At 68.3% G+C, this 25531-nt stretch carries 17 protein-coding genes and 1 tRNA gene; 11 read left to right on the top strand and 7 right to left on the bottom strand.

Going from position 1 to position 25531, the window contains the following annotated elements; translation table 11 throughout:
• Positions 1-194: 194 nt before the first annotated feature.
• The 3 genes from G7Y82_RS05800 (at position 195) to G7Y82_RS05810 (ending at position 3975) form a co-directional block, all read left to right on the top strand.
• On the top strand, positions 195-758 hold the full coding sequence (locus G7Y82_RS05800) for an HNH endonuclease (protein WP_168147054.1): 564 nt from the start codon (positions 195-197) through the stop codon (positions 756-758).
• 127 nt (positions 759-885) lie between these two features.
• Positions 886-3084, top strand: coding sequence for a DUF1631 family protein (locus tag G7Y82_RS05805; RefSeq protein ID WP_168147055.1), 2199 nt, complete (start codon positions 886-888; stop codon positions 3082-3084).
• Between the two features lie 156 nt (positions 3085-3240).
• Positions 3241-3975 carry an LOG family protein gene (locus G7Y82_RS05810; protein ID WP_168147056.1) on the top strand — a complete coding sequence of 245 codons (735 nt, stop codon included), beginning with the start codon at positions 3241-3243 and terminating at the stop codon, positions 3973-3975.
• 20 nt (positions 3976-3995) lie between these two features.
• On the opposite strand, the gene G7Y82_RS05815 is transcribed toward G7Y82_RS05810, so the two are convergent.
• Positions 3996-4217 carry a hypothetical protein gene (locus G7Y82_RS05815; protein WP_168147057.1) on the bottom strand — a complete coding sequence of 74 codons (222 nt, stop codon included), beginning with the start codon at positions 4215-4217 and terminating at the stop codon, positions 3996-3998.
• A 173-nt stretch (positions 4218-4390) separates the two neighbouring features.
• Between G7Y82_RS05815 and G7Y82_RS05820 the strand changes: the two genes are divergently transcribed.
• The 5 genes from G7Y82_RS05820 to G7Y82_RS05840 all read left to right on the top strand — a co-directional run bounded on the left by G7Y82_RS05820 (position 4391) and on the right by G7Y82_RS05840 (position 12198).
• Positions 4391-4816, top strand: coding sequence for a secondary thiamine-phosphate synthase enzyme YjbQ (locus G7Y82_RS05820; protein WP_168147058.1), 426 nt, complete (start codon positions 4391-4393; stop codon positions 4814-4816).
• 51 nt (positions 4817-4867) lie between these two features.
• Positions 4868-4943: transfer RNA gene (locus tag G7Y82_RS05825), tRNA-Ala, on the top strand.
• Positions 4944-5157: 214 nt separating this feature from the next.
• The gene (locus G7Y82_RS05830; protein ID WP_168147059.1) at positions 5158-9300 is read left to right on the top strand and encodes a response regulator; all 4143 of its coding nucleotides are present in this window, start codon (positions 5158-5160) and stop codon (positions 9298-9300) included.
• A 40-nt stretch (positions 9301-9340) separates the two neighbouring features.
• Positions 9341-9754, top strand: a complete 414-nt coding sequence (locus tag G7Y82_RS05835; RefSeq protein WP_168147060.1) for a response regulator — start codon at positions 9341-9343, stop codon at positions 9752-9754.
• Between the two features lie 86 nt (positions 9755-9840).
• Positions 9841-12198, top strand: coding sequence for a penicillin acylase family protein (locus tag G7Y82_RS05840; protein ID WP_168147061.1), 2358 nt, complete (start codon positions 9841-9843; stop codon positions 12196-12198).
• Here the strand turns inward: G7Y82_RS05840 and G7Y82_RS05845 are convergent.
• Genes G7Y82_RS05845 through G7Y82_RS05860 form a run of 4 tightly spaced genes read right to left on the bottom strand, consistent with a single transcriptional unit; the run spans position 12185 to position 16942 of the window.
• On the bottom strand, positions 12185-13288 hold the full coding sequence (locus G7Y82_RS05845; protein ID WP_168147062.1) for an ABC transporter permease: 1104 nt from the start codon (positions 13286-13288) through the stop codon (positions 12185-12187). The two genes, G7Y82_RS05840 and G7Y82_RS05845, sit on opposite strands and share 14 nt — an antisense overlap.
• The gene (locus G7Y82_RS05850) at positions 13285-14445 is read right to left on the bottom strand and encodes an ABC transporter permease (RefSeq protein ID WP_168147063.1); all 1161 of its coding nucleotides are present in this window, start codon (positions 14443-14445) and stop codon (positions 13285-13287) included. The genes G7Y82_RS05845 and G7Y82_RS05850 overlap by 4 nt, the downstream gene beginning before the upstream one ends.
• Positions 14442-15428, bottom strand: coding sequence for an HlyD family secretion protein (locus tag G7Y82_RS05855; RefSeq protein WP_206370356.1), 987 nt, complete (start codon positions 15426-15428; stop codon positions 14442-14444). The genes G7Y82_RS05850 and G7Y82_RS05855 overlap by 4 nt, the downstream gene beginning before the upstream one ends.
• Positions 15425-16942, bottom strand: coding sequence for a TolC family protein (locus G7Y82_RS05860; RefSeq protein ID WP_168147064.1), 1518 nt, complete (start codon positions 16940-16942; stop codon positions 15425-15427). Before G7Y82_RS05860 ends, G7Y82_RS05855 begins: the two co-directional genes overlap by 4 nt.
• A 147-nt stretch (positions 16943-17089) precedes the next feature.
• Between G7Y82_RS05860 and G7Y82_RS21185 the strand changes: the two genes are divergently transcribed.
• A complete protein-coding gene (locus tag G7Y82_RS21185; protein ID WP_206370357.1) occupies positions 17090-19801 on the top strand; it encodes a PD-(D/E)XK nuclease family protein in 2712 nt (903 codons plus the stop codon).
• Positions 19798-23178 carry a UvrD-helicase domain-containing protein gene (locus G7Y82_RS05865; RefSeq protein ID WP_206370359.1) on the top strand — a complete coding sequence of 1127 codons (3381 nt, stop codon included), beginning with the start codon at positions 19798-19800 and terminating at the stop codon, positions 23176-23178. Before G7Y82_RS21185 ends, G7Y82_RS05865 begins: the two co-directional genes overlap by 4 nt.
• A gap of 410 nt (positions 23179-23588) precedes the next feature.
• Here G7Y82_RS05865 and fdxA read toward each other — a convergent pair whose 3' ends face one another.
• Both fdxA and G7Y82_RS05875 read right to left on the bottom strand, forming a co-directional pair.
• A complete protein-coding gene (gene fdxA / locus G7Y82_RS05870; protein ID WP_168147066.1) occupies positions 23589-23912 on the bottom strand; it encodes a ferredoxin FdxA in 324 nt (107 codons plus the stop codon).
• A gap of 131 nt (positions 23913-24043) precedes the next feature.
• A complete protein-coding gene (locus G7Y82_RS05875) occupies positions 24044-24640 on the bottom strand; it encodes an NUDIX hydrolase (protein WP_206370361.1) in 597 nt (198 codons plus the stop codon).
• Between the two features lie 292 nt (positions 24641-24932).
• Between G7Y82_RS05875 and G7Y82_RS05880 the strand changes: the two genes are divergently transcribed.
• Positions 24933-25466, top strand: coding sequence for an outer membrane beta-barrel protein (locus tag G7Y82_RS05880; protein WP_168147067.1), 534 nt, complete (start codon positions 24933-24935; stop codon positions 25464-25466).
• Positions 25467-25531: the final 65 nt, after the last annotated feature.

Below are 25531 nucleotides of genomic sequence, written 5' to 3' on the forward strand. Positions count from 1 at the left end.
CGCGCGCCGGCCTTTCAAGCGGCCGGCGGCGCTGGCAGGGTCGTGTCCGGCCTTCGCGGCTTTGCCAGCAATGTCTCCTAAGTGATTGAGCGAGAAGCCTTGCTGTTATTGCGCCAGCAAGATATCGTCCTGATAGCGTCATCTTCGCAGTGTGCAATTGCGTCGTGCATTGCGATACGTCAACGCGAACGACGATGGACACCATCCCAGCCATCCTGAAGGTCGACGCCGGCGGCATGCCGGTAGCCTGGATCCACTGGCATACGGCGGTCACGCTCTATGCCCGCGAGCTCGTGCGCTGGGAAGCCGGCGCCGAACGCTTCCTGATCCGCGGCGGCATCAATGCCCGTACCGGTCTGCAGTCGACCTGCGAAATCGGCTCGATCATCGCGGTCGCCGACCGTTCACGTCGCCATGTTCGCGGCGTGCCGCTGCTGACCAATCGCACTCTGTTTCAGCGCGACCGCAATCTGTGCCTGTATTGCGGGTCGCACTTCGCCACGCATCTGCTGACCCGCGACCATGTCGTGCCGGCGTCGCGCGGCGGGGCATCAGCCTGGGAAAACTGTGTCACCGCCTGCCGGACCTGCAACCAGCGCAAGGACGACCGTACCCCGGAGGAAGCGAACATGCGTCTCCTGGCCGTGCCGTATATCCCGAACCTCGCCGAATACCTGATACTCTCCAATCGACGGATTCTTGCCGATCAAATGGAATTCCTGCAGGCACATGCCGGCAGGCGACAGCGGCATCAATGATTCACGGACAGAATGGCGCAAGCACAGGGTAGGGGCGCGCGGTACCCGCAGTTGACGGCGAGCGCATCGGCGCTCGAAGCAGGGCGCGGTGCGTCGGCCACGTATGCGCCGCGCGTGGGCTGACCCCATGGCCAGTTCATCCCCACACGCGCCCAACGACCAACCCGAAGCCGGGCGCTTCAACCCTATCGTTTCCGCGTTGCACGACATGGCGGTCACCGTACTCGGTGATCAGCTGCGCGCGATGTTCGAGAAGGCCGACGATATCCTCTTCGACTCTGCCGAGAAGGCGCAGTCGAACGACGAGCAGCGTCTGTATCTGGACACCATGCGCATCGTTCGCGTGCAGCGCGCGAAAATTCTCAAGGCGTTTCGCGAATCGCTGGAGCATGCGCTGTCACAGATCAGCGACGAGCCGGTCGGCAGTGCCAGGCTCGATGACGTCGCCGACATGTCGCAGTGGTCGCTACAGGACGGCGACGTCCTCGAAGAGCGCATCGCCGTCTCCAACATGGAAACCAAGGCGGCCTCGCTGCATGCTCACGAGCTGGTCGAATTGCAGCGTCGCCTGGCGCGGCTCGCCGACCTGACCGGCGGCGGGCTGTCGCCGGAAGCGATTTCGCCGGCGCGCATCATTCGCGCGTTCCAGCGTTCGGTGCAGAACCTGCAGGTCGATTTTCCGATCAAGCTGGTCATCTACAAGTTGTTCGACCGTGTCGTCGTCGGCGGCATGTCGGAAATGTTCGCCAACGCCAACCAGCTGTTGGCCGGGCATGGCGTCGATCCCAAGGACGGGGCCGAAACGCAGCGGCAGATGCCGTCGGCTCAGCCGCCGCCGATGGAGGGCGACCCGCGCTTCGGTGCTGCGTCGCCAGGCAGCGCCGGGGCCGCACCGGCCTGGGCCAGCGGGGGGCGCTTCGCGCAGTTCATGGCGCCGCAGTCGCCGTCGAATGCCTGGAGCGCGGCCGGTTATGGCGCCGCGCCGCCGCCAGCACCGGGCGGCGGCTCCGTGATGCCGATGCCCGCCGGCGGATTCGCCAGCTATATGCCGTCCTATGCGCCGGCCTATGGCGGGCCGCCGGCTGCGCCGCCGCCGAACTACGACGATGCGTGGCTGACGCACGACATCGCGCAAATCCTGCAGTCCTATTCCAAGGGGCAGGCGCCGCGGGCGCCGGCCTGGTTGCCGCCGCAGCAGGTCGGGCTGGTGGCGCGCATGTTCGACGGCTACTACAGCGATCCACGCATGCCGGACGCGCTCAAGCCGCTGCTGGCACGCTTGCAGCTGCCGGTGATGAAGGCCGCGCTCAGCGATCCGCATTTCTTTACCGACACCGCGCATCCCGCGCGGCGCGCCAGCAACAGCCTCTACGAGCTGGCCCTGCAGCTGGGCAGCACGCCTAACGAGCAGGCGCTACGCGACCTCGAGGCGCTGGTCGAGGAGGTTGCCCGCGCGTTCGAACTCGACCCGACGCGGCTCAAGGCCGCAGCCGCCGAGGAGACGGTCGACGACGAGCAGGCTGATCGCTTCCTGCACGAGCAGGACATCACGCAGCAGGCGCGCAATCGCCAGCAGGTCGAGCGTGTTCGCCGTCTGGTCGCGCATGAGCTGAAGCTGCGCATCGGCGACCGCGAGCTGCCGACCGCCGTGATGCGCCTGATGTTGGCCGGTTTCGGTCCGCGGCTCTGCGTCGATTACATCCGCGATGGCGTCGGCGGTCAGAGCTGGGAACAGAGCATGGCGCTGGTTGAGCGCGTGCTGGCCAGCCTCGATACGCCGTTGCCGGAAGAGGAGCGCACGCATGAGGAGGCGGAAATCGTTGCCGCCGTCAGCAGCCGCCTGTCGGAAGTCGGCTTTACCAAGACCAAGCTCGAGGACGTGATCGCTGGACTCGTCGAGTCCTATCTGCAGCCGCGTCGCAAGCCGCGGCTGGCTGACTTCGACGAGCTCGAGGCGGAAACCGCCGTCGAAGTGGAAGTCGAGCCGCCGCCGCGCCTGTCTCCCGAGCAGGAGCTGCAGGGCCTGCTGTCGATCGTGCTGCTGCCGGGCGCCTGGTACACGATCATCGAAGCCGGTACGCAGACCCGTCACTGGGTTCGCGTGAAGGCCTACTACCCGACGCAGCATTCGTTGCTGCTCGGCCATTACATGGAAGAGCGTTACGTGAAGATGCGGACCGCGGCCTTTGCCACCGAGCTGGCTGCCGGGCGTATCGCCGCGATCGAGCCGTCGCCGGACCTGCAGCAGGCGCTGGCGCGGATCGTCACGCTGCCGTTCGAGGCCGAGCCGCTCGGCGCCTTGCAATGGGTGCAGGGCAGCGTCTGAAGCCTGACGGCGCGCCATGGCGCCGCTAACCGGACCGTATAGCGCCCCGCTGTGATCCCTGTTTCATCGAGTGCGAGGCGCTGCGCCGTCGGCGCAGCCGCTGTTTTGCCCATCCACAAAAATCGGGGCGGGCGCCCCGGACGTCGAGGAGTTCCCGTGCAGCCGGTCAAGGCCTACAAGAACCAAGAATTTCTGATGAGCGAGGAGGCGCGCGCGGTGCGCATCCTCTGCGAGTACGTCGAACCCGACCATCGCTTTCGCCGCACCGGCGTGCGCAACACGGTGGCGTTCTTCGGCTCGGCGCGCCTGCAGCCGGGCATCGGCACCGATGGGCACGACTGGTACGCCGAAGCGGCGGCCTTGGCCGAGCGCCTGGCCGATTGGACGCGTGAACGGCATCCGGTGGCCGAGCGCTTCTACGTCTGCACCGGCGGTGGCCCTGGCATCATGGAAGCGGCGCATTGCGGTGGTGCCCGCGTCGATCCGGCGCTCAACGTCGGCCTCAACATCTCGCTGCCGTTCGAGCAGCACCTGAATCCGTATGTCGAGGACGAGCGCGCCTACCAGTTCCACTACTTTTTCATGCGCAAGTTCTGGCTGGTCAAGCTGGCGCGCGGCGCGATCTTCTTCCCCGGCGGTTTCGGCACGCTCGACGAGCTGTTCGAGCTGCTGACGCTCACGCAGACCGGCAAGGTCGTCAACATCCCGATCCTGCTGTACGGACGGGAGTTCTGGGAGGGGCTGGTGGATTTCGAGCGGCTTGCCGCGCGGGGGCTGATTTCACCGGAAGACACCGGGCTGTTCCGCTTCGTCGACGACGTCGACGGCGCGTTTGCGATTCTCAGCCGCGAACTGCAGCCGCACCCGCCGGTCTCCAAGGCCGTGGCCTGAGCCGGACGGGCGACGGCGGCCTATAGATCGAAGTCGAGATCGTCGGCGATCAGCTTGCGCAGACGGCGTTCTTCCTGGAGCTTTTCGACGTCCCGCCAGTCGCGGGACTTCGAGCCGCCAGCCAGTTCCGCGTCCGGCGGAATGCTGTCGTCCTCGATGGCGTCGCCTTCGTCGACGAACTCATCGAAGTTGCTCTTGGAAGCTTCGGTCTGTGAGGCTTGTTTCTTCGGCTTGCGCGGCATACCTGTCTCGGCTTGAGAGCCTGAGGAAAATCCACAACCACTTGGCGCGCGTTTTTATCAGGCTTTTTTTACGGCGAAAAGAGGTCGTAACAACTCTTTTCCAATCAATATCTTGAAGGCAAGTTTGGCGGCCATGGCGCAGACCCTGCGCAAACTTGGCCGTGGAGGCGGCGATGGACCAGCAGATTCTGCAAATCGAAACGGCCGGGCGTGACTTCGTCGAGATCACCGCAGCGGTGCAGCGCGCCGTCGCCGCCAGCGACACCGACGTCGGTCTGTGCCACCTGTTCCTGCGTCATACCTCGGCGTCGCTGTGCATCACCGAGAACGCGGCGCCGGCCGTGCGTGTCGACCTCGAGACCTGGGCCGGCGAGCTGGCGCCAGACAGCCACTCGCGCTACCGCCACGACGACGAGGGGCCGGACGACATGCCGGCACATATCCGCAGCCTTGTCGCCGGCATCGAGTTGACGGTGCCGATACGCGACGGCGCGCTGCTGCTGGGCACCTGGCAGGGCATCTATGTCTGGGAACATCGGCACGACGCGCATCGGCGCAGCGTGGTCGTCACGGTCCACGGCGAGCGCCGCGCGCGCTGAAATCGGCGCTGGTGTTTTGCCGGCCGATCAGTACAATACGCGTCCTCGTGTGGGGCGGTAGCTCAGCTGGGAGAGCGTCGCGTTCGCAATGCGAAGGTCGTGGGTTCGATCCCCATCCGCTCCACCACACGAATTGCCAAACCCGGCGCCGCTTGCGGCGCCGGGTTTTTTCGTTGGCGCAGTCGCCGGCGCCGATCGACCGCCAAGCGAAGCCGCACGCCCGCCACCGGCGTGCCGCACGAGCATCGGCATGCGACCATGCGCACGGCCGGCGGCGTGACCCGTGAACCGCGCCGCCGGTCGATCTCGGGCGTGAGCCCTGCTTTCGGACGGAATCCTGCATGCGATCGTTGCGGATGTTTCTGACGAGCCGGCTGTTCCTGGTTGGCGTGCTGCTGATCGCAGTGCTGACCGGCGTGCTGCTGCTGCAGAACGGCGTACGCTCGATGGCCGCCGCCGAGGCACGCGAGTCGGAGCGTTTGCAGACTGCGACGTCGCAGCTGGCATCGGCGACCGAGGAGATCCTGCAATTCCGCCGCAAGAGCATCGTCTTTCTGGCGTCGACGCCGCCGATCCAGGGGATTGTCCGCGCGACCGGCAACCAAGGCTATGACGCGGTCGGCGAGTCGTCGCTGAATCGCTGGCGGACCCGCCTGGCGCAGATTTTCTCCGGCTTTCTCGCGGCCAACGACGACATCTACCAGGCACGCATGATCGGCGTCGCCGATGGCGGGCGCGAGATCGTTCGTGTCGAGCGCGACGGCACGCGCATTGTCGTCGTGCCGGACGACCAGTTGCAGCGCAAGGGCGATCGACCTTACTTCACCGAGACTCTGGCGCAGCCCGTGGAGACGCCATTCATCTCGGCGATCAATCTGAACCGAGAAAACGGTGCGCTCGAAGTGCCGCATCGCCCGACCGCGCGGGTCTCGATTCCGGTCTACGGCGCGGATAGCAAGATCTTCGGCATCGTCATCATCAATGTCGATCTGACGCAGCGCATCGAGCGGTTTGCCGAAGCCGCGCCACCGGGCGGGACCATGTACGTGCTCAACCAGGACGGCGACTACCTGGTCCATCCGGATCGCGCGCGGCGCTTCGGCTTCGATCTCGGACATCGCTATCGCTGGCAGGACGATTTCAAGCCCGACGGCAGTGTGGGTGGCATGGCGCGTTTCGCCAGCCGGTCGGGGCCGGTGCTGGCCGAGGAAGTCCGCCTGCGCCGCAACCCCGACGATCCGTCGCGTTACCTGCGCTTCGTGGCGACGGTTCCGGCGTCGGCGTTGACCGCCGGTCTGTGGGCCTCTCAAGGGCGCACCGCGCTATGGTCGCTGCTGTTTGGGCTGGCGGCATTGCTGCCCTTGTATCTGTACTGGCTGGCGGGGCTGCGCGGCCGGCTGGCGCTGGAGCAGCGCGGGCGTCTGGCGGCGATCGTCGAGCACAGCGCCGACGCGATCGTGTCCCTGCGGCCGGATGGGCAGGTGTTGTCGTGGAATCGCGGTGCCGAGCAGTTGTTCGGCCATGCCGCCGAAGCGGCCGTCGGCCAGTGGCTCGACGCACTGATTATCCCGGATGGCCGGCGCGCCACGGAGCTTGATGACATTCCACGGCTGATGCGCGGCGAAGCGGTGCCGGTTCGCGAGTTTCGCCGCAGCGGGCGTGACGATCAGCTGCTGTGGGTCGAATCACGGCTGTCGCCGGTGCGTGATGCCGACGGGCAGATCATCGAAGTGGCGGCACAGTTCCGAGACGTCAGCGAGGCTCGCGCAGCGCGCGATGCGCTGACCGCACTGAACAACCGGCTCGAGGAGGAAGTGCGGCAACGCACGGCCGAGCTCGAACGCGTGGCGTCGCTACAGCGCGCCATCCTCGATCATGCCGGGTTTGCGGTGATCGCCACCGACCCCGGCGGCATCATCACGCTGTTCAATCCGGCCGCGGAGCGCATGCTCGGCTATCGCCACGACGCGATGGTTGGCCGCCAGAGCCCGGTCATCCTGCACGACGCGGGCGAGCTGGCAGCGCGTGCCCGCGAGCTGACGGCCGAGCTGGGGCATCCAGTGGCGGCGGATTTCGAGGCCATCGTTGCGCGGGCGTTCGAGCGTGGGCCTGATGAGCGCGACTGGACCTATCTGCATCAGGACGGCAGCCGCATTCCGGTGCGCCTGGTGGTGACCACGCTGCGCACCGGTGATGGCGAGCTGATCGGGCATTTGAGCCTCGCCGCCGATCTCAGCGATCTGCATCGGCGCGAGCAGGAACTGGTCGCAGCGCGCGAGCTGGCCGAAGCGGCGGCGACGGCCAAGAGCCATTTTCTCGCCAACATGAGTCACGAGATCCGCACGCCGATGAACGCGGTGCTCGGTATGTTGCAGCTGCTGTCACGAACGCCGCTGGATTTCGCGCAAGCCGATTACACGGCCAAGGCCGAATCGGCGGCGCGCACCTTGCTTGGCATCATCGACGACATTCTCGATTTCTCGAAGATCGAGGCCGGCAAGCTGGCGCTTGATCCGCATCCGTTCTATGTCGACAACCTGCTGCGCGAGCTTGGGGTCATCCTGGGCGTGACGATTGGCGACAAAAATGTCGAGTTGCTGTTCGACATCGCACCCGACCTGCCGCCGTATGTGATCGGTGATGCGCTGCGTCTACAGCAGGTTCTGCTCAATCTGGCCGGCAATGCCATCAAGTTCACCGAGCGCGGTGAGGTCATCGTCAGCGCCCGTCTGCTGGCGCGCGACGAGGCCCAGCTGAGACTTGGCTTCACGGTTCGCGATACCGGTATCGGCATGACCGGAGAGCAGATGTCGCGAATCTTCGAAGGCTTCGAGCAGGCGCAATCGTCGACCTCGCGGCGCTTCGGCGGGACCGGTCTTGGCCTGGCGATCAGCCAGCGCTTCGTGCAGATGATGGGCGGCGATATCCGCGTCGACAGTACGCCAGGGCAGGGCAGCGTCTTCAGCTTCGATGCGGTCGTGCAGGCGGCAGTAGCGCCTGCCGCCGTACCGGCGTCCGCGGTGCCGCAGTTGCATGGCTTGCGGGTACTGATCATCGACGACAACGCCGCGGCGCGGCGGATTCTGGCCGGCATCGTCGACTCGCTCGGCTGGCACGCGGACATGGCGGTCAGCGCTGCCGAGGGTCTGCAGCGGCTGGCCGGCGACGAGCACTTCGATGTGGTGCTGGTCGACTGGCGCATGCCGGACGTCGACGGCTGGCGTGCCAGCGAGCAAATCCGCGAGCAGAGCCGGGACGCGGCGCAGCTGATCCTGATGGTCACCGCGCGCGGACGCGAAGCCATGTTGCAACAGCCCGAGGCGGGTCGCTCGCTGATCGACGGCTTTCTGGTCAAACCGATCACCGCCTCGATGTTGCTCGACGCTGTCGCCGACGCGCGAGTGGGGCACGGTGGCCCGTGGGCCGGTCCGCGTGTCACCCAGGGCGGCGGCGCTCGCCTGCGGGGTCGGCGCATCCTGGTCGTCGAAGACAATCCAACCAACCAACAGGTGGCGCGCGAGTTGCTGGCCGGCGAAGGTGCGCAGGTCGATGTCGCCGCGGATGGAGAAGCCGGCGTCGAAGCCGTGCGGCGCAAGACACCGGGCTATGACGCCGTGCTGATGGACGTCCATATGCCCGGCCTCGACGGTTATGGCGCGACGCGTCGCATTCGCGACGAGCTTGGCATGCGGACTCTGCCCATCATTGCGATGACCGCCAATGCGATGCCGGCCGATCGTGCCGCCTGCCTTGCGGCCGGCATGAACGAGCACATCGGCAAGCCCTTTCATCTGGACGATCTGGTGGCGCTGCTGCGGGCGCAGATCGGCGATCCGGTGGCCGACGGCCCGGCGCCCGCGCCGCCGCCGACCGGCTTTGACGGCGCGATTGCCCGCTTTGGCGGCAATCGCGACCTGTTCGCACGCGAAGCCGGACGCTTCGCTGCGCGCTGCGTGTCGCTGGCAGACGAGTGGCGTGCGGCTGCCGCGGCGCACGACCTGGCCGATCTGCAAGCGCAACTGCACACGCTCAAGGGCGTAGCCGGCACGCTGGGCGCAGACGACCTGGCCACCGCCGCCGGGGTGCTGGAGGCGCAGCTGCTGCAGGCGGCGCCGCAACAGCAGATCGCACCCTTGCTGGCGCATGTCATCGAGCTGTTGCCACTCGCGGCGGCGCAGCTGACACAGGCGGCCGAGGATCAGGCCATGATGCCGTCGCCGACCCTGACGCCGATGACGGTCGACGCTTTGCTGCCGGCGGCGCGGCAGTTATTGGATTTGCTGTTGCACAACGACCTGGCGGCTCTCGATCGCGGCGAGGCGCTGGCGGTCGCGCTCGATGTACAGGCTGCCGGTCGTGGCCAGGCACTGCGCGAGGCGCTGCAGGCCATGGACTTCACCGCGGCGCGTCAGGCCTGCGCCGCGATCGTTACACTGCTCGAAAAAGAGCCGCAGAGCGACACGGCGCCGGGGGCGTCGTGCTGACGCCGCGGCCATCGCCAGCCGAACCGGGAGATCGAACACGATGCCAAACGACACGCCGCGACTGCTGATCGTCGACGACGAGGCGATCAACATTCGCGTGCTGCACCAGATCCTCAAGGACGACTACGTGCTGCTGATGGCGACCGGCGGCGCCGAGGCCCTGGACGTCTGCCGGCGCGAGCGCCCGGCGCTGGTGCTGCTCGACATCATGATGCCGGGCATGGACGGTCTGGAAACCTGTCGCCGCTTGCAGGCGATGCCGGCATTCGAGGCACCGCCGGTGATCTTCGTGACGGCGCAAAGCTCTGAGGAAGAGGCGGCTGCGGGCCTACGCGCTGGCGCGGTCGACTTCATCACCAAGCCGGTACAGCCGAGTCTGGTGCGAGCACGGGTTGCGACGCATCTGCTGCTCGGTGCGCAGACCCGGCGCCTGCGTGCAATCGCCGGCTCATGATGCCGTGATCGGCGTGCACGTCGCGCACGACTGACTGGCGCAGAACAGATGCCGCGATCGGCGGCGGGGAACACGGGGAACATCGTATGTGGAAATGGCTGTCGCGCGGCGTCTGGACGCTGGTACTGCTGATCGTCGCCGGGATCGTCGCAGTCGGCGTCACCTTGCGGGGCAGCCTGCCGCAGCTGAGTGGCCGGCATGCGCTACCGGGCCTGACGGCGGCGGTGACGCTTGATCGTGATGCACATGGTGTCGTCACCATCGAGGCAACGTCGCAGGTCGACGCGATGCGTGCGCTGGGCTATGTGCATGCGCAGGAGCGCTATTTCGAGATGGACCTGCTGCGCCGCACGTCGGCCGGCGAGCTGTCGGCGCTGTTCGGCGCCCGTGCGCTCGATGTCGACCGTGCGCATCGTCGCCATCGCCTGCGTGCGCTGGTCGAGGCCCATCTCGACCAGATGGCCGGCGCCCAGCGCGCACTGCTCGAGGCTTATACCGACGGTGTCAACGCCGGTCTGGCGGCGATGCGTGTGCGCCCCTGGCCCTATCTGATGCTGCGCCGTAAACCGCAGCCGTGGCGCATCGAAGATACGGCGCTCGCCGGTTACGCGATGTACTTCGACCTTCAGGATTCGGACGACGAGCGCGAGCTGGCGCTCTGGCATCTACGTGAGGTGCTGCCGACAGCGCTGTATGCCTTGCTGACGCATGGCGGCAGCCGTTGGGACGCGCCGCTGTTTGGCGCGCCACTCGGCGACGCGAGCCTGCCCGATGCGGCGACTGTCGATCTGCGCCAGCTACCGTCACCGGACGCCCCACAAGGCACGCGCGAGGCGCCACAGCCGGCGGTGGGCAGCAACAACTTTGCGGTCGGTGGCGCGCTGACGGCGGATGGCCGCGCGATCCTCGCCGATGACATGCATCTGGGGCTGCGCGCACCGGACATCTGGTTCCGCGCGCGCCTGCGCTACGCGGACGCCGCGGCGCCGGACGGCAAGGTCGACGTCAACGGCTTCACGCTGCCCGGTGTACCGGCGGTCATCGTCGGCAGTAACGGCCATGTCGCCTGGGGCTTCACCAACGGCTACGTCGACACCGCTGATCTCAAGCGCGTGCAGCCCTGCAACGCCGGCGGTGCGCCGGCCGCCGGCTGTGCGCCGGTCACCGTCCATCACGAGCGCATCGCCGTCGCCGGCGGTCAGGACGTGACGCTCGATGTCGAGGACACGGCCTGGGGGCCGATCGTCGAGCACGAGGCCGACGGTAGCGCGCTGGCGCTGCGCTGGGTCGCCGATCAGCCCGGCGCGCTGAACTTCGGGCTCGTCGATCTGGCGCGGGCCGGTAACCTCGATCAAGCGCTGGCAACTGCCGATCATATCGCCACGCCGGTGCAGAACCTGCTGCTGGCTGACGCGTCCGGGCGCATCGCTTGGCGTTGGGTCGGCGCGCGCGCGCAGCGCGGCGCCGGTTGCGCACCCGAGCATTTGGTCGAAGGCGCGGATTGCGCGCCGTGGACGATCACCACGGCCGATCCGCCGAAGCTCGTCGATCCGCCCGACAGCCGGCTGTGGACCGCCAATGCGCGTGTCGTCGACGCCGCGACGGTGGCGCAAAGCGGCGACGGCGGCTATGCGCTCGGTGCGCGCGCCGCACAGATTCGCGATGATCTGCGTGCCCACGACCGTTTCGACGAAAAGGCCTTGCTGCAGATTCAGCTCGACGATCGTGCGCTGTTCCTCCAGCGCTGGCACGAGCTGTTGTTATCGACCGCCCAACGCGCCGACACGCCGGCCTTGAAGACCTTGGCCGCGGCCGCCACCGACTGGACCGGTCATGCCGGCGTCGATGCGGTGTCCTATCGCCTGGTTCGTGCCTGGCGTCTGGCGGTCCTGGCGCGCATCGAAGACGGGCTGACGGCGCCGGCGCAGGTGGCGCTCGGCGCGCGCTTCGAGCTGCCCAAGCTGCCGCAGTTCGAGGGTGTCGCCTGGCCGTTGGTCACGCAGCAGCCGCTGCATCTGCTGCCGCGCCGCTACCAGAGTTGGGACGCGCTGTTCGAGGATGCCGCCAAGGAAGTCGGCGATCAGTTGTCCAAGCTCGGGCCGCTCAGCGAACGCACGTGGGGCGAGCGCAATACCGCGAAGATCTGTCAGCCGCTGGCGGCGGCGATCCCGTGGTTCGGCAAGCGCTTGCTGTGCATGCCGGCCGATCCGTTGCCGGGTGACAGCAACATGCCGCGCGTCGCCGCGCCGGCGTTCGGCGCCTCGGAACGCATGGTGGTGGCGCCCGGACACGAGGCCGACGGCATCATCGAAATGCCGGGTGGTCAGAGCGGTCATCCGCTGTCGCCTTACTGGGGCGCGGGGCACGAGGACTGGGTACACGGCCGCGTCGTGCCCTTCCTGCCCGGCGCGACGCGCTACACGCTGACGCTTACGCCGTCGTGATCGTGGCCGGCGGTGGGTGCCGCCGCGTGAAGCGCCAGTAGGCCAGCGCACCGTAGAGCACGATCAGCAGCGCCAGATTGACGAGGTCGGTACCGACCTCGTCGAGCCGCGCCCCCTGTGCGTTGAGCTTGAGCAAGGCCTGCATCGCCGACGTTGACGGCAGCAGCCGCGCCAGCCAGGCCAACGGTGTCGGCATCGCCTCGAGCGGCCAGGTCACGCCGCCGAGGAAGAAAAAAGGAATCGAGGTGCCGGCGAGGATTTCGACCGAGCGCTCGCGGCGGTCGAACAGGCTGCCGAGCAGCAGCGCCAAGGCCACGACCGCCATCATGAACAACACAATGGCCAGTAGCAGGCCCGGCGGATTGCCGGCCCGCGGAAAGTCCTGAAACCAGAATGCGAAGCCGTAGAAGTACAGCGCGTTCGCGCAGCCCAGCGTCAGGAACGCCGCAGCCATCCCCCAGAAGTCGGCAGGCGTCGCCTGCCAGTGCTGCTGGCGGCGGCGGCCGCCGATCAGCATGACCACACCGAACAGCAGCGTCTGCTGGAGGATGATGACGGCGACCGCCGGCACCACGTAGCTGGCGTAGCCGGACGAAGTGTTGAACAGCGGCCGCTGCACCAGTTGCAGTGCCGGTGCGGCGTTGCCCGGCGCATGCGCGGCGGCAACGCCTGCCAGCACGTCGGCGATGGCCTCGCCGATCGCCTCGGTGCGCACCAATAGCGCGCCGTTGAGATAGAGGCTAATCGCGTCGCCGCCGCCGCGCAGCAGGCTGGCATCGAGGCTGTGTGGCAGCAGCACGATGGCTTCGGCACGGTGCCGCATCACCAGCGATTCGGCTTGTACGAAGTCGGTCGTGCGCCACGAGACCTGCAGTTCGCGCGTGGCGTCGAGCTTGCGGATGATCTCGCGCGATAGCGGCGTGCTGGCCTGGTCGACGACCACGATCGGCATCTTGATGACCTGCTGATGCGAGTAAGCGGCCGGGTAGTAGAACGAATAGAACAGCACCGCGACGATCATCGTCGCGATCAGCGAGCGATCGCTGAAGATGCGGCGCAAGGTCGAGCGGTAACTGGCCAGCGCGCTCATGCGGCCGTCGCCGTCGCATGGCGGAAGTGACGATGCAGCAATAGCACCGCGGCGCCCAGCGGCAGCGCGGTATAGAGCAGCAGCACGCACAGCGACGGCAGCGACACGCTGCTCGGCGCGCCGATCGTCCATTGATCGACCTGCAACCGGAAGTAGTGCGTATACGGCAGCGCCTGCGACCAGACTCGTGCAAACCAGGCGCCGTGATCGACCGGCAGCGAACCGTTCGAGTAGGCGAGCGCCGAGCCGCCGTAGACGGTCGAAATCGAAAAGCCGGTGTCGACATCGCGAACCACGGCGATGATCAGCGCGGCGACGGCGGCCGTCGTCGTGAACAGCAGGAATTGACCGAACAGCAGCAGTGGCAGGCTGCCCTGCACCGGCCAGCCACGCCAGCCGGCCAGCCATGCGACCCAGGCGCAGCCCCAGACACTGAATCCGAGCACATAAGGCGTGAGTCGGCCGACGGCGCGGGCGGCGAGTTCGCGCCGCGACCAGCGACGCCCATGCATGCGACCCTCGCGCAGCAGGCGGCCGGCGACGGCGATGCAGGCGCTGCTCAGCAGCAGATGCAGGATGGCCGGGTCGATCAGCGATTCGAGATAGAACTCGAAGTTCATCGACGGGTTGAACAGGATTTGCGTCTGCACGCGCGGCCCGGCCAGATGCGCGGCCGGCAGACCGCGCTCGCGGGCGCGGTCGACGATCAGTTGGGTCAGCGAGGCGGCGACGCTTTCGATCGCGCCGAGCCGCGCATTCGAGCCCAGGGTCAGATAGGACGCGTTGTAGTCGATGAAGATCGCCGCAGGCTGGCGGCGCTGGGTGGCGGCCTCGGTGCCGGGCGGAATGTAGAGCATCAGCCAGGCGTCGCCGCGGCGGATCAGCGACTGGGCCTGCGCCATGTCCTCGGTGCGGGCGCACACGTCGAGGCGCGGCGAGGCGTCGAGTTCGCGCGTCAAGCGGCGGCTGAACGTCGAATGGTCCAGATCGACGACCACGATCGGAATGTTGTCGAGCGTGCCGCGCGCGAACATCCAGGCCATGAACAGCAGGGCGATGCCCGGCATGACCCACAGCAGTACGCGTTCCCAGCGGTCGGCGCGCAGGACGGCGATTTCCTGACGCCAGGCGAGGCGCAGCGCGCGGCCGGCATTCATTGCGGCCAGTCGAACAGCACGCTCATGCCGGGCCGTAGGCCGTCGAGCGGCTGTTGGGGGCGCAGGCGTACCTCGAAGCTGCGCACGTCGAAGCCGCGCGACTGTCGCGTGGCGCGCCAGGTCGCGAACTCCCCCTGCGGTGCGATGTAGGTGACCGCGAACGCCGCGCGCCGCACATCGAGCGCCGGCACCGAGCCGTACAGCACCTGATGCATCTTCAGCGCGTGGAACTGATCCTCGCGGAGGTTTACCGAAACCCAGAGCCGGTGCAGGTCGATCATCGTGAACAGCGGCACGCCCGGCAGCGCCAGCTCGCCAGTATTGATCAGGCGCTTGGCGATCTCGCCGTCGATCGGTGCGCTGACACGCGTTTCGTCGTGCAGCGCGTCGGTCTCCATGACACCGGCGCGGGCGATGTCGACCTGTGCGTTGGCCAGTTGCCGATCCTCCGGACGCGCGCCGGCCTGGGCCTTTTCGTACTGCTGGCGTGCCGCGTCGGCATTGCCGACGGCAACGTCGCGGGCGGCGACCGCCTCGTCGCGGCGCTGCTCGGAGATCACGCCCTCGCGGTACAGGTTCTCGGCGCGCTGCGCGGTCTTGCGAGCCAGTGTCGCGGCTGCTTCGGCGCCGCGCCAGATCGACGCCAGCGACGCGCGATTCTCGGCGCGTGTGCCGTGGTCGACGCGTGTCTGCAGGGCCTGCGCGCCGCTGAGGCCGGCCTGCGCCTGCAGGCGGCTGGCATCCACTTCCGGACTGCTCAGCGTCGCCAGCAACTGCCCGGCGTGCACGGCGTCGCCTTCGTGCGCGTCGATCTGCAGGACGCGCGCCGGCAGCTTGGTGGCGACGTTGATCTGGTCGGTATCGACCATGCCCTGCAGTTGCTCGGGCGGCGGCCGCCAGGCTAGCCACAGGCCGACGACGATGAACAGCGCGGCGGCAGCGACGGCTGCCGCGATCAGGAAGCGGCGCGCGTGGTCGTTCACGGTACCGTCCAGCGGTCGCGACGCCGAACATAGTCGCCGAAGTCCTGGCCGCGGCCGCTGGCGGTCAGCAGCGCGGCGAGGGCGACGTCATACTCGTAGGCTTCGGTGGCGCGCTGCGTCTGTGCCAGCATCAACGCGTTCTGCGCGTCGATCAGGTCGGTGGCGGTCGCCTGGCCTTCGCGGAACGCCAGCGTTTGCACGCGCTGGTTCTCTCGGGCCGCGTCGATATTGACCTGCAGCAGCAGGAACTGGCGGCGCGCCGTGTCGACCAGATCGTAGCTGCGCGAAATCGTCCGCAGCAGTTCGTTGCGGGTGCTCTGCAGCAGTTTCTCGGCGGCGTCCGCCTTGGCGTTGGCGGCGCGGTCCATCTGCACGCGGTCGACGTTCGACATCAGCGTATAGCGCAGGCCGATGCCGACCACCCAGTCCGGCTCGATCGGCAACTCTTCGGAACGATCGAGGTTGTATTCGCCGAACGCGTAGACCTGCGGCCACAGCCGCGAACGCGCCAGGCGGCGGCCCTGCTGCGCGATACGGCGGCCGGCGTCGACCTCGCGCACCTGCGGGTGCTGGTCGAGCGCCGGTGTGCTGAAGCGCTCCAGCGGCGGCAGCGGGTCGTAAAGCACGAACAGCGGTTCGCTGGCCTCGACCGGGCGTTCGGATTGCAGCAGACGGGTCAGGGCGTCGGTCGCTGCGCGGTCGTCGTTGTCGGCGCGCTGGTACTGGCGCAGCGCCGCGTTGCGCGCGACTTCGACCTGCAGCCGGCGCGCATGGCTGAGCATGCCTTGCTGTTCGAGTTTGACGGCGTTGTCGAAATGCGCCTCGAAGTCGTCGCGTAACTGGGTGCTGAACGTAAGGATTTGCCGGGCCAGGCGCTGGCCGAAATAGACCTGCGCGAGACGAAAGCCGAGCAGATTGCGCGATGAATCGTATTGCGCGTCGGCGAGGTCGACGCGTGCCGCCGCCGCGTCCTGCAGCGACGAGATCGCGCCGCCGGTGAACAGCGGCAGCGCGGCGGTGACCGTCGGCCTCAGCAGCGAGTCCTCGTACTGCACCCGCGCGTAGTCGGGCACTGCATCGGCGATGGCCGGGTAGCGCGCTTCCAGGCGGCTGGCGATCTGTTCGATCAACTGCTGCGAGGCGCCGGCGATGCCGGACAGGGTATCGGGCAGATTGTCGATGAACTGACTGGTGACCGATTCGACGCCCTGGTTGAGCAGGCTCAACGGCAGGTCCAGCGTCTTGCGATAGCGGATCTCCTGGACGTCGAGCGTCACCGTCGGCAGGCGCAGCGACTTCAGCGCCTGCGAAGCATGCACGCTGGCGCGGCGACTGGCGTCGGCTGCGGCGAGGCTGTCGGAGACGTTCAACAGGGTTTGTTCGGCGCTGTCGAAGTCGAGCACCTGCGCGGCCGCCGGTGCGTCCGCGGCGCGGGCATCGGCGCCGCCGGCGCACAGCGCGACGAGCGACAGATAAAGCCCCCATCGGGCTCGGGACGGACGGAAAAGTGGCATCGAGCCGGTCGGCTGCATAAAGCACGCATCCTGCACAGCGCAGCCGTTTCGCGACTTGCCGTAGATCAAGATTCGCGATGCTCATGCAGCGGAAACCGGCGAGAGCTCGCGATCTGAGCCCGAGCGTCGGCGATACTGTGCACTCGCATGGAATCGAACGACACGGATTTGCACCTCGGCAGTTGCACGCGCGAGGCCTTGTTTGCGCAGCTGGCGCAGGCCGATGCGCGGCCGCTGGTGTTGTGCGCGAGCGCGCGGCAGGCGCAGGCCTTGCTGGCCGCGTTCGCCGCATCGCGCATCGCGGCCGGTGCCGTGGTCTGGGAGACGCCGGAAGTCTTGCCGTTCGATGTCTGGCGCGACCGTCACCTCGACACGGCGGATGCCGAGCCGCTGCCGGCACCGCTCAGCGCCGCCGAGTCGCGCGTGCTGTGGCGGCTGGCCGTCGACGCCACACGCGAGCAGCAGCCGCTGCTGCGCGCGGGTGAGGCCGCGCAACTGGCGGCCGATGCCTGGCAGCTATGTCACGAATACCGGCTGCGTTTGCCGCTCGACGCGCAGGGCGCGGCCGACGTCGAGCGTTTCAATCAATGGGCCGCCGACTACCGGCGTCAGCTCGACCGGCTCGGCGTGCTCGACGTCGCACTGTACGAGCCGCAATTGCTCGACCGCCTGCGCGACGGCGCGTTCGCGCTGCCGGCGGCGGTCGTGCTGGTCGGCTTCGACGAACCGACGCCGCGTATCGTCGACTGGTGCGCCGCATTACAGGCGCGCGGCGTGGCCGTGCAGCGGCTCGACGACGCCGGCGATGCACAGACGCCGCAGTTGGCCGTGGCCGACGATCAAGAGCTGGAGCTGCGCGCCGCCGCGCAATGGGCACTGGCGCAGACCCGCGACGATCCGCAACGCCGCGTCGCCGTCGTGGTCCCGGATCTGCGCGCGCGCCGCGAAGCCGTGCAGCGCATCTTCGACGAACTGCTGTGCCCCCAGTTCGACGCGCCCGAGGTGCACAGTCCGGCGCGCCCGTACAACCTGACGCTGGGCATGCCGCTGGCCGAGGCCGGTCTGGTGCAGACGGCACTGCATCTGCTGCAGCTGGCGTCGACCGGGCTCGACGCGGCGGCGCTCGGCGCGTTGTTGTGCAGCAGCGACTGGGGCGACGCCGACGACCACCTCGACGGCGCGGTGCTCGATGCGCGTCTGCGCCGCGACGGTCACGCGCCGCTCGATCTGGCTGCGCTGCAGCGCCTGGCGCCGCCGCGCCTGCAGGCGCGCTGGCAGCCCTTGCTCGACGCCTTGCCGACGCGGCGGCAGACGCCGGACGAATGGAACGAGGCGATCACGCGCTTTCTCGAGCTCGCCGGCTGGCCGGGCGCGCGGGCGATCGACAGCGAGGAATTCCAGGTGTTGGCGCGTTGGCAGGAATTGCTGGCCGACTTCGCGCGGCTCGAACGCGTGCTCGGCCGCATTCCGCTGTCGGCAGCGGTCGGCGCCTTGCGCGAGCTGGCCGAACGCACGCTGTTCCAGCCGCAGTCCGGCGATACGCGCGTACAGGTCATGGGCGTGCTCGAAGCGCAGGGGCTGTCGTTCGATGCGCTGTGGGTGACCGGCCTCGACGACGAAGGCTTCCCGGCCGCGAGCCGGCCGCATCCGTTCATCCCGCATGCGCTGCAGCGCGCGCGACGCCTGCCGCACGCCAGCGCCGAGCGCGAGCTGGCGTACGCGCAGGCGCAGCTCGACGGCTGGCGGCGCCGTAGCGGCCGCTTGGTGCTCAGCCACGCGCGCAGCGCCGACGGCAACGAGCGCGCGCCGAGTCCGCTGCTGGCGCCATGGCTCGATCAGCTCGAGTCGCCGACGGTGGCACGTCTGCCTCTTGCCTGGGAGGCGCTTGCCGCGACGGCGCAACTCGAGCGTGTCGAAGACGCCTATGGGCCACCGCCGCGTGAGGGCGAGGTGCTGCGCGGCGGTACCGGCGTGCTCGGCAATCAGGCGCGCTGTCCGTTCCGCGGTTTCGCGCTGCACCGCTTGCAACTGCGACCGCTCGAAGCGCCGGCGCACGGCCTGCAAGCCTACGACCGCGGCAACCTCGTACACGAAGTGCTCGAACGCTTGTGGTCGAGCTGGCGCGAGCAATCGGCCTTGCTGGCGCAGGATGACGAGGCGCTGCAGCAACAGATCGCCGATGCGGTCGACGCGGCGCTGGAACACCTGCAGGCGCGTGCGCCGCAGCGGCTGCGCGCGACGATGCGCGCCCTCGAAGCGCAACGCCTGGTGGCGCTGGTGACCGCCTGGCTTGCCGTCGAGCGCGAGCGTGCGCCGTTCACGGTGTTGCGCCTGGAAAGCCGCGCACCGGGCGCCGCTGAAGCCGACGAAACACTGACGACCTTCGAAGGGCTGGCGCTGCGCCTGCGTGCCGACCGCATCGACGTCGATGCCGACGGTCGCCGCATCGTGCTCGACTACAAAACCGGCGCGCGCAAGGCCGCGCCGTGGACCGACGGCCGGCCGGAAGATCCGCAGCTGCTGTTGTACGCACTGAGTGAACCGCAGATCGCGGCACTGAGCTTTGCGCGCCTCACGGTCGGTGACATCGGCCTGCAAGGCATCGCCCGCGACGACGGTTTCGGTCCGGGCATCGTCGCGTACACGGACGACAAGTTGACCCGCGACGCTGAAAGCTGGGACGCGCTGCTGGGCCGTTGGCGCGGCGAGCTGGCGAGCGTTGCCGCCGAGGTGCGCCAGGGCTGGGCGGCGGTGGCGCCCAAGCATCCGCGCCAAAGCTGTCGCGACTGTGGCCTGCATGCGATCTGCCGGATTCGCGAGCAGGTCTCGCTCGACGAGGGCGAGGAGGTGGCGACGTGATCGCCGATGCCGCCGCGCGCGCCCGCGCGCTCGACCCGCAGACCAGTTTCATCGTCCAGGCGCCGGCCGGCTCCGGTAAGACCGAGCTGCTGACACAGCGCTTGCTGGTGCTGCTGGCGCGTGTCGACGAGCCCGAGGAAGTGGTGGCGATCACCTTCACGCGCAAGGCGGCGGCGGAGATGCGCGCGCGCGTGTTTCGCGCGATCCGCGACGCCGCGACCAGCGCCGAACCGGTTGACGCGCACAAGGCGCAGACCTGGCGGCTGGCACGCGCGGTGCTCGAACGCTCACGCGCGCGCGGCTGGCAGCTCGACGACAACCCGCAGCGCCTGCGGGTGATGACGATCGACGCGCTGTGCATGCAGATCACCCAGCAGATGCCGTTGACCGCCGGTTTCGGCGGCCGCGTACAGATCGCAGGCGAAGCCGAGCCGCTGTATCGCGAGGCGGCCCGCGCGACGCTGGATCTGATCGAGGTCGAGTCGCCGTATCGCGATGCGCTGCTGCGCGTGTTGCGCCACTTCGACAATCGCAGCGGCCTGGTCGAGGCGCAGTTGGTGGCGCTGTTGGCACGGCGCGATCAGTGGCTGTCGCTGGCGACCGAGCAGGGCCGCCTGAGCCGCGAGCGTCTCGAAGCGGTGCTGCAGGCCATCGTCGGTGCGGCGCTGACGGCCGCCGATGCGGCGATCGCGCCCGCGCATCGCGAGGTCTGGCTGGCATCGGCCGCGCATGCGTCGTCGCAGTTGTACGCGGCACAGCCCGAGCTGGATCTGCATGCGCTGCGTGACGGCGTCTGGCCGACGGCCGATGCCGCGCAGTTACCGCGCTGGCTGGCGCTCGCCGAGCTGGTGTTGACCAAGGCCGGCGGCTGGCGGCAGAAGCTCGATGCGCGCAGCGGCTTTCCGGCCGGCAAGACCAAGGCCGAGAAAGCGCAGTTCGGGCCGGCGCGCGACGCGCATCTCGAACTGATCGCGGCGCTCGCCGAGCACGATACGGTGCTCGAGTTGTTGCTGCGCCTGCGCACGCTGCCGGCACCGGTCTATGACGACACGCAATGGGCGGTGCTGCAGGCGCTACTCGATGTGATGCGTCTGGCCGCCGCGCAGCTGCGACTGGTGTTTGCCGCGCATGGCGAGGTCGACTTCGCCGAAGTCGCCGGACAGGCGGTCGCCGCGCTCGGCGACGAGCAGGCGCCGACCGAGCTGGCGCTGGCCTTCGACTACCGCATCCGTCATCTGCTGATCGACGAGTTCCAGGACACGTCAGTCACACAATACGAACTGCTCAAGCGGCTCACCGCCGGCTGGCAGGCCGGCGACGGCCGCACGCTGTTCGTGGTCGGCGATCCGATGCAGAGCATCTACCGCTTCCGCGAGGCGGACGTCGGCCTCTACCTGCGCGCGCGCCGTGCCGGCATCGCACAGTTGCCGCTCGAAGCGCTGCATCTGCAGAGCAATTTCCGCTCGCGCGCCGGCATCGTCGACTGGGTCAATGCCGCGTTCCGCCATGTGTTGCCGGCTGACGAAGACGCCGGCCGCAGCGCCGTGCCGTACAGCGCCGCGGTGGCGACGCGCGATGCCGAGGCGCAGCCGGCGGTGCGCGTGCACCCGCAGTTCGAGGCCGATCCGCTCGACGAGGCGTGGCAGATTGTCGCGCTGATCGAGGCGGCGCGGGCCGACGATCCGGACGGCAGCATCGCGGTACTGGTGCGCAGCCGCACGCATCTCGACGAGCTGATGCCGGCGCTGCGCGCGGCCGGCCTGCGCTATCAGGCGATCGACCTCGACAGTCTCGCCAACCGACCGGTGATCGAGGATTTGCGGGCGCTGACCCGCGCGCTGCTGCACCCGGCCGATCGCGTCGCCTGGCTGGCGCTGCTGCGCGCGCCGTGGTGCGGCCTGCGGCTCGCCGATTTGCATGTGCTCTGTGACGGCTTCGCGCCGGAGCGCGCGCTGCTCGAGGCCTTGCGCGATCCGGCGCGCGTTGCCGCACTCAGCGCCGACGGCCAGGCGCGCCTGGCGCGAACCCTGGCGGTGCTCGACGCGACGCTTGCGCAGCGCGGCCGCAAGCCGCTGCGGCGCTGGGTCGAGGCGGCGTGGCTGGCGCTCGGCGGTCCGGCGGTGGTGCGCGAGCCGCGCGACCTGCTTGATGCGCAGCAATTCTTCGCCAAGCTCGAAGCCCAGGCCCGCGGTCCGCGGCTCGACGATCTCGACGCCCTGGATCTGACGCTGCGCAATCTGCGCGCGGCGCCGGATCCGCAGGCCGATGCGCGGCTGGCGCTGATGACCATCCACAAGTCCAAGGGCCTCGAATTCGACACGGTGATCGTGCCCGGTCTGGGCCGCACGACGCGCGGCGACAGCTCGCCGCCGGTGATCTTCAGCCGCAGCACCGATGCGCGTGGCGAGCCGCAACTGGTGCTGGGGCCGATCCACGCGCGCGGCGACGAGGCCGATGCGATCTACGGTTTCATCCGCCAACTGGAAGCCGACAAGCAGCGCTTCGAGGACGGCCGCTTGCTCTACGTCGCCGCCACACGCGCGCGGCGGCGCCTGCATCTGCTCGGTGCGGTGGGCCTCGACGATGACGGCGCGCCGAAGGCGCCGGCGCCGAGCAGCCTGTTGTCTCGGCTGTGGCCGGCGGTGGCGCCGGCGTATGTCGCCGTCGCCGCAGCGCAGCCGACGGCGACCGCAGCAGCGGCGACCAACGAAGACGAGCGCGTCGCGCCGCCGCCGCTGCGGCGCCTGACCGACGGCTGGCGTGCGCCGCCGCCGGCCGAGGGCTTGCGCGGGCGCGAGGGAAGCGCAGTCGGTAGTACGCCGCGCTTCGACTGGGCCGGCGAGGTCGCGCGCGCGACCGGCACCGTATTTCACCGCTGGGTCGAGCAACTGGCGCGTGACGGGCTGCCGGCCTGGGACATGGATCGCCTGGACGGGCTGGCACGCCGGCTGCCGCTCGAACTGGCCGCCGCCGGCGTGCCGCGCGCGCGCTGCGACGCTGCCGCGACGCAGGTGCAGGCGGCGATGCGCAGCCTGCTCGATGACGCACGCGGGCGCTGGCTGTTCGACCCCGGTCACCGCGAGGCGCGCAGCGAATGGGCATTGACCGCGGTGCTGGACGGCATGCCGCGGCAGTTCAAGATCGACCGCAGCTTTGTCGATGCCGACGGCACGCGCTGGATCGTCGACTTCAAGACCAGCCGCCACGAAGGCGGCGATCTGGCGCGCTTTCTTGCCGAGGAGCGCCGCCGCTACGAGCCGCAGCTGGCGACCTATGCCGGCATCCTGCGCCGCTATGGCCCCGAGCCGGTGCGCGCGGCGCTGTATCTGCCGCTGATCGACGATCCGGCGCAGCGCTGGCAGCCGCTGGACGTCTGAAGTCGGCGTCCAGCGGCGGCGGTGCGCGCCGCACGGCCCTTCTCACCCAATCCTCTCCTCCCGTGAGGAGAGGGCTCGCCCCTGCCGCTGGGGCCCGGCGCATTCGCCGCCGCGCCACTCGCGGCGCGCGCTTCGGGCGCGGCTGGCGCCGCTCCGTACGCGAGCGTTCGTCGGGCCGCCGCCGCTTTGCCTTTTGCTCCCCACCACCTGCGTGCGGGGGCTGTTGTGGGGTATGTGGCGCCGGAAGGCGTTACGGACAGTGCAGAAAGTGACGCCGAGCGTTCGCAGGCCGCGACTCGCACCGTGCTACGGGGCGTGTTCGAAGATTGCGCGCTGGTCGGGTGGTCGCCCACGAAAAAAGCGGAACGGTTGCCCGTTCCGCCTCGGTTCGGCCTGCGGCAGCGGCGGAATCAGCGCTCGATCAGCTCGCGCTTGTTCGGTTTGCCGTCCCACTCCTTGGCGTCGGCCGGCATGTCCTTCTTCTCGGTAATGACCGGCCAGAGCTTGGTCAGCTCGGCGTTCAGTTCCTTGAAGTCGGCCTGCTCGGCCGGCAAGTCATCCTCGGCGAAGATCGCGTTGGCCGGGCATTCCGGCTCGCAGAGCGTGCAGTCGATGCACTCTTCAGGGTCGATCACGAGAAAGTTCGGGCCCTCGTGGAAGCAGTCCACCGGGCAAACTTCCACACAATCGGTGTACTTGCACTTGATGCAATTCTCGGTAACGACGAAAGTCATGATGCGCTCGCGGCTACAAAACGGTCAGGGAATTTCGGGCGCGTAGTGTAAACCAAAGCGCCCTATGGACTTCGGCAGAACGGGGGAGTTCGGCGTACCGTGCTGCGTCAAACCCGGCCCGCGCCTCCACATCAGGGCGTGGCGGCGTCGCCGGCGACCTCGTCGCGCAGCGGCGGCTTGCGGCGGAACGCCAGATCCAGGCTATGAACCTCGTAGCGACCCTTGGCGCGGTCGTCGAAGAACTGCCGCAGGCCGTTCCAGATCGTCGGAAAGGCGATGTCGTCCCACGGAATCTCGTCTTCGCGCATCAGCCGTACTTCCGAGCTTTCGAAGGTCGGCCCGAAGTGGTCGCCGCGCATGGTGCCGCGGTAGATCATGTAGACCTGACTGACGTACGGCACGTTGATGACCATCAGCAGACCGTCGACGTGCACGTCGACCTGCGCTTCTTCCATCGCCTCGCGCGCGGCGCCCTGCGCGGTCGTTTCGCTGGCCTCCATGTAGCCGGCGGGGAAGGTCCACAGGCCCAGGCGCGGTTCGATATTGCGGCGGCACATCAGCACGCGGCCGTCGGCATGCTCGGGAATGACGCCGACCACGACCTTGGGGTTGATGTACTGAATGTGGCCGCAATGCGGGCAGATGTGCCGGGGCAGGTGGTCGCCGTCCGGAACCCGGAACTCGACGGCATGCCCGCAGGCATTGCAATGGCGGATATCGGGATGCATGAGTCGTAGCCGTTGAAGCCGTCACTATAGAGGCAGCGGCCGATGCGCGCCTCGGCCGGACGGAGGGTGGCGTGCGGATGCGTTTCGCTTAGCACGAAATCGACTCCGCCGCAGTGACTGCAGCGCACGGCTGGACGTCACGGCTTTACTGGATTTGCGACGGCAAATCGGGGAACATCGAAACGGAGTTCAAATTCGGCGCTCGCGTTGCGTCGTACAACATCGGGGAGAAGGGGAGATGATGCGCAGCAAGTTTGCTTGGTTGCCACTCGCAGCCGTGGCGCTCGGATGCATGGTGACGGGAACGGCGCAGGCACAGGATGCGACGAGCCCGCCGCACTACGTCTATGCCGGGGTTGACTACGCGTTCCTGCGCAGCAGCCTGTCCAAGGACAGCATGAAGAATGCGCTGGGCGGCGATCAGTTCGATTCGGACTTCTATCTGCTGCGCGTCGGCACGCGCCTGTTCAAGCAGATCAGCATCGAAGGCCGTTTCGGCATCAAGAACGAAAGCGGCAACAGCACCGACAAGGTCGAGACCAACCAGATGTACGGGATCTATATCGTCCCGACCGGCAATCTGTTCCATTTCCTCGAAGTGTCGGCGCCCATCGGTTACGCGCATACCAAGCTCGAGAACGACAACGGCAGTGTCAAGCTCAACGGCATGAGCTTCGGCCTCAATTTCGAGGTGCCGATCTACGTCAACGCCAAGAGCCGCATCCCGGATATTCGCCTCAGCAGCGGCGGCACGGTCTACTACGCCGGCCGCGATTCGCAGACCTACGGCTATCAGGCTGGCATTCGCATGGACTTCAAGATCTGAGGTCCCGGCAATCGAGCAGTGGAAAAGGGCGGCCTGCGGGCCGCCCTTTTTCGTTGTGGCAGCCG

It is taken from the genome of Solimonas marina (assembly GCF_012241385.1).
GTDB lineage: Bacteria > Pseudomonadota > Gammaproteobacteria > Nevskiales > Nevskiaceae > Solimonas > Solimonas marina.

Bases quoted from the DNA above. Each gene is read 5' to 3' on its own strand.
- G7Y82_RS05850 (WP_168147063.1), bottom strand. From the start codon at position 14,445: ATGAATGCCGGCCGCGCGCTGCGCCTCGCCTGGCGTCAGGAAATCGCC.
- G7Y82_RS05830 (WP_168147059.1), top strand. From the start codon at position 5,158: ATGCGATCGTTGCGGATGTTTCTGACGAGCCGGCTGTTCCTGGTTGGC.
- G7Y82_RS05875 (WP_206370361.1), bottom strand. From the start codon at position 24,640: ATGCATCCCGATATCCGCCATTGCAATGCCTGCGGGCATGCCGTCGAG.
- G7Y82_RS05805 (WP_168147055.1), top strand. From the start codon at position 886: ATGGCCAGTTCATCCCCACACGCGCCCAACGACCAACCCGAAGCCGGG.
- G7Y82_RS05815 (WP_168147057.1), bottom strand. From the start codon at position 4,217: ATGCCGCGCAAGCCGAAGAAACAAGCCTCACAGACCGAAGCTTCCAAG.
- G7Y82_RS05880 (WP_168147067.1), top strand. From the start codon at position 24,933: ATGGTGACGGGAACGGCGCAGGCACAGGATGCGACGAGCCCGCCGCAC.
- G7Y82_RS05845 (WP_168147062.1), bottom strand. From the start codon at position 13,288: ATGAGCGCGCTGGCCAGTTACCGCTCGACCTTGCGCCGCATCTTCAGC.
- G7Y82_RS05860 (WP_168147064.1), bottom strand. From the start codon at position 16,942: ATGCCACTTTTCCGTCCGTCCCGAGCCCGATGGGGGCTTTATCTGTCG.
- G7Y82_RS05835 (WP_168147060.1), top strand. From the start codon at position 9,341: ATGCCAAACGACACGCCGCGACTGCTGATCGTCGACGACGAGGCGATC.
- G7Y82_RS21185 (WP_206370357.1), top strand. From the start codon at position 17,090: ATGGAATCGAACGACACGGATTTGCACCTCGGCAGTTGCACGCGCGAG.
- G7Y82_RS05840 (WP_168147061.1), top strand. From the start codon at position 9,841: ATGTGGAAATGGCTGTCGCGCGGCGTCTGGACGCTGGTACTGCTGATC.
- G7Y82_RS05820 (WP_168147058.1), top strand. From the start codon at position 4,391: ATGGACCAGCAGATTCTGCAAATCGAAACGGCCGGGCGTGACTTCGTC.
- fdxA (WP_168147066.1), bottom strand. From the start codon at position 23,912: ATGACTTTCGTCGTTACCGAGAATTGCATCAAGTGCAAGTACACCGAT.
- G7Y82_RS05800 (WP_168147054.1), top strand. From the start codon at position 195: ATGGACACCATCCCAGCCATCCTGAAGGTCGACGCCGGCGGCATGCCG.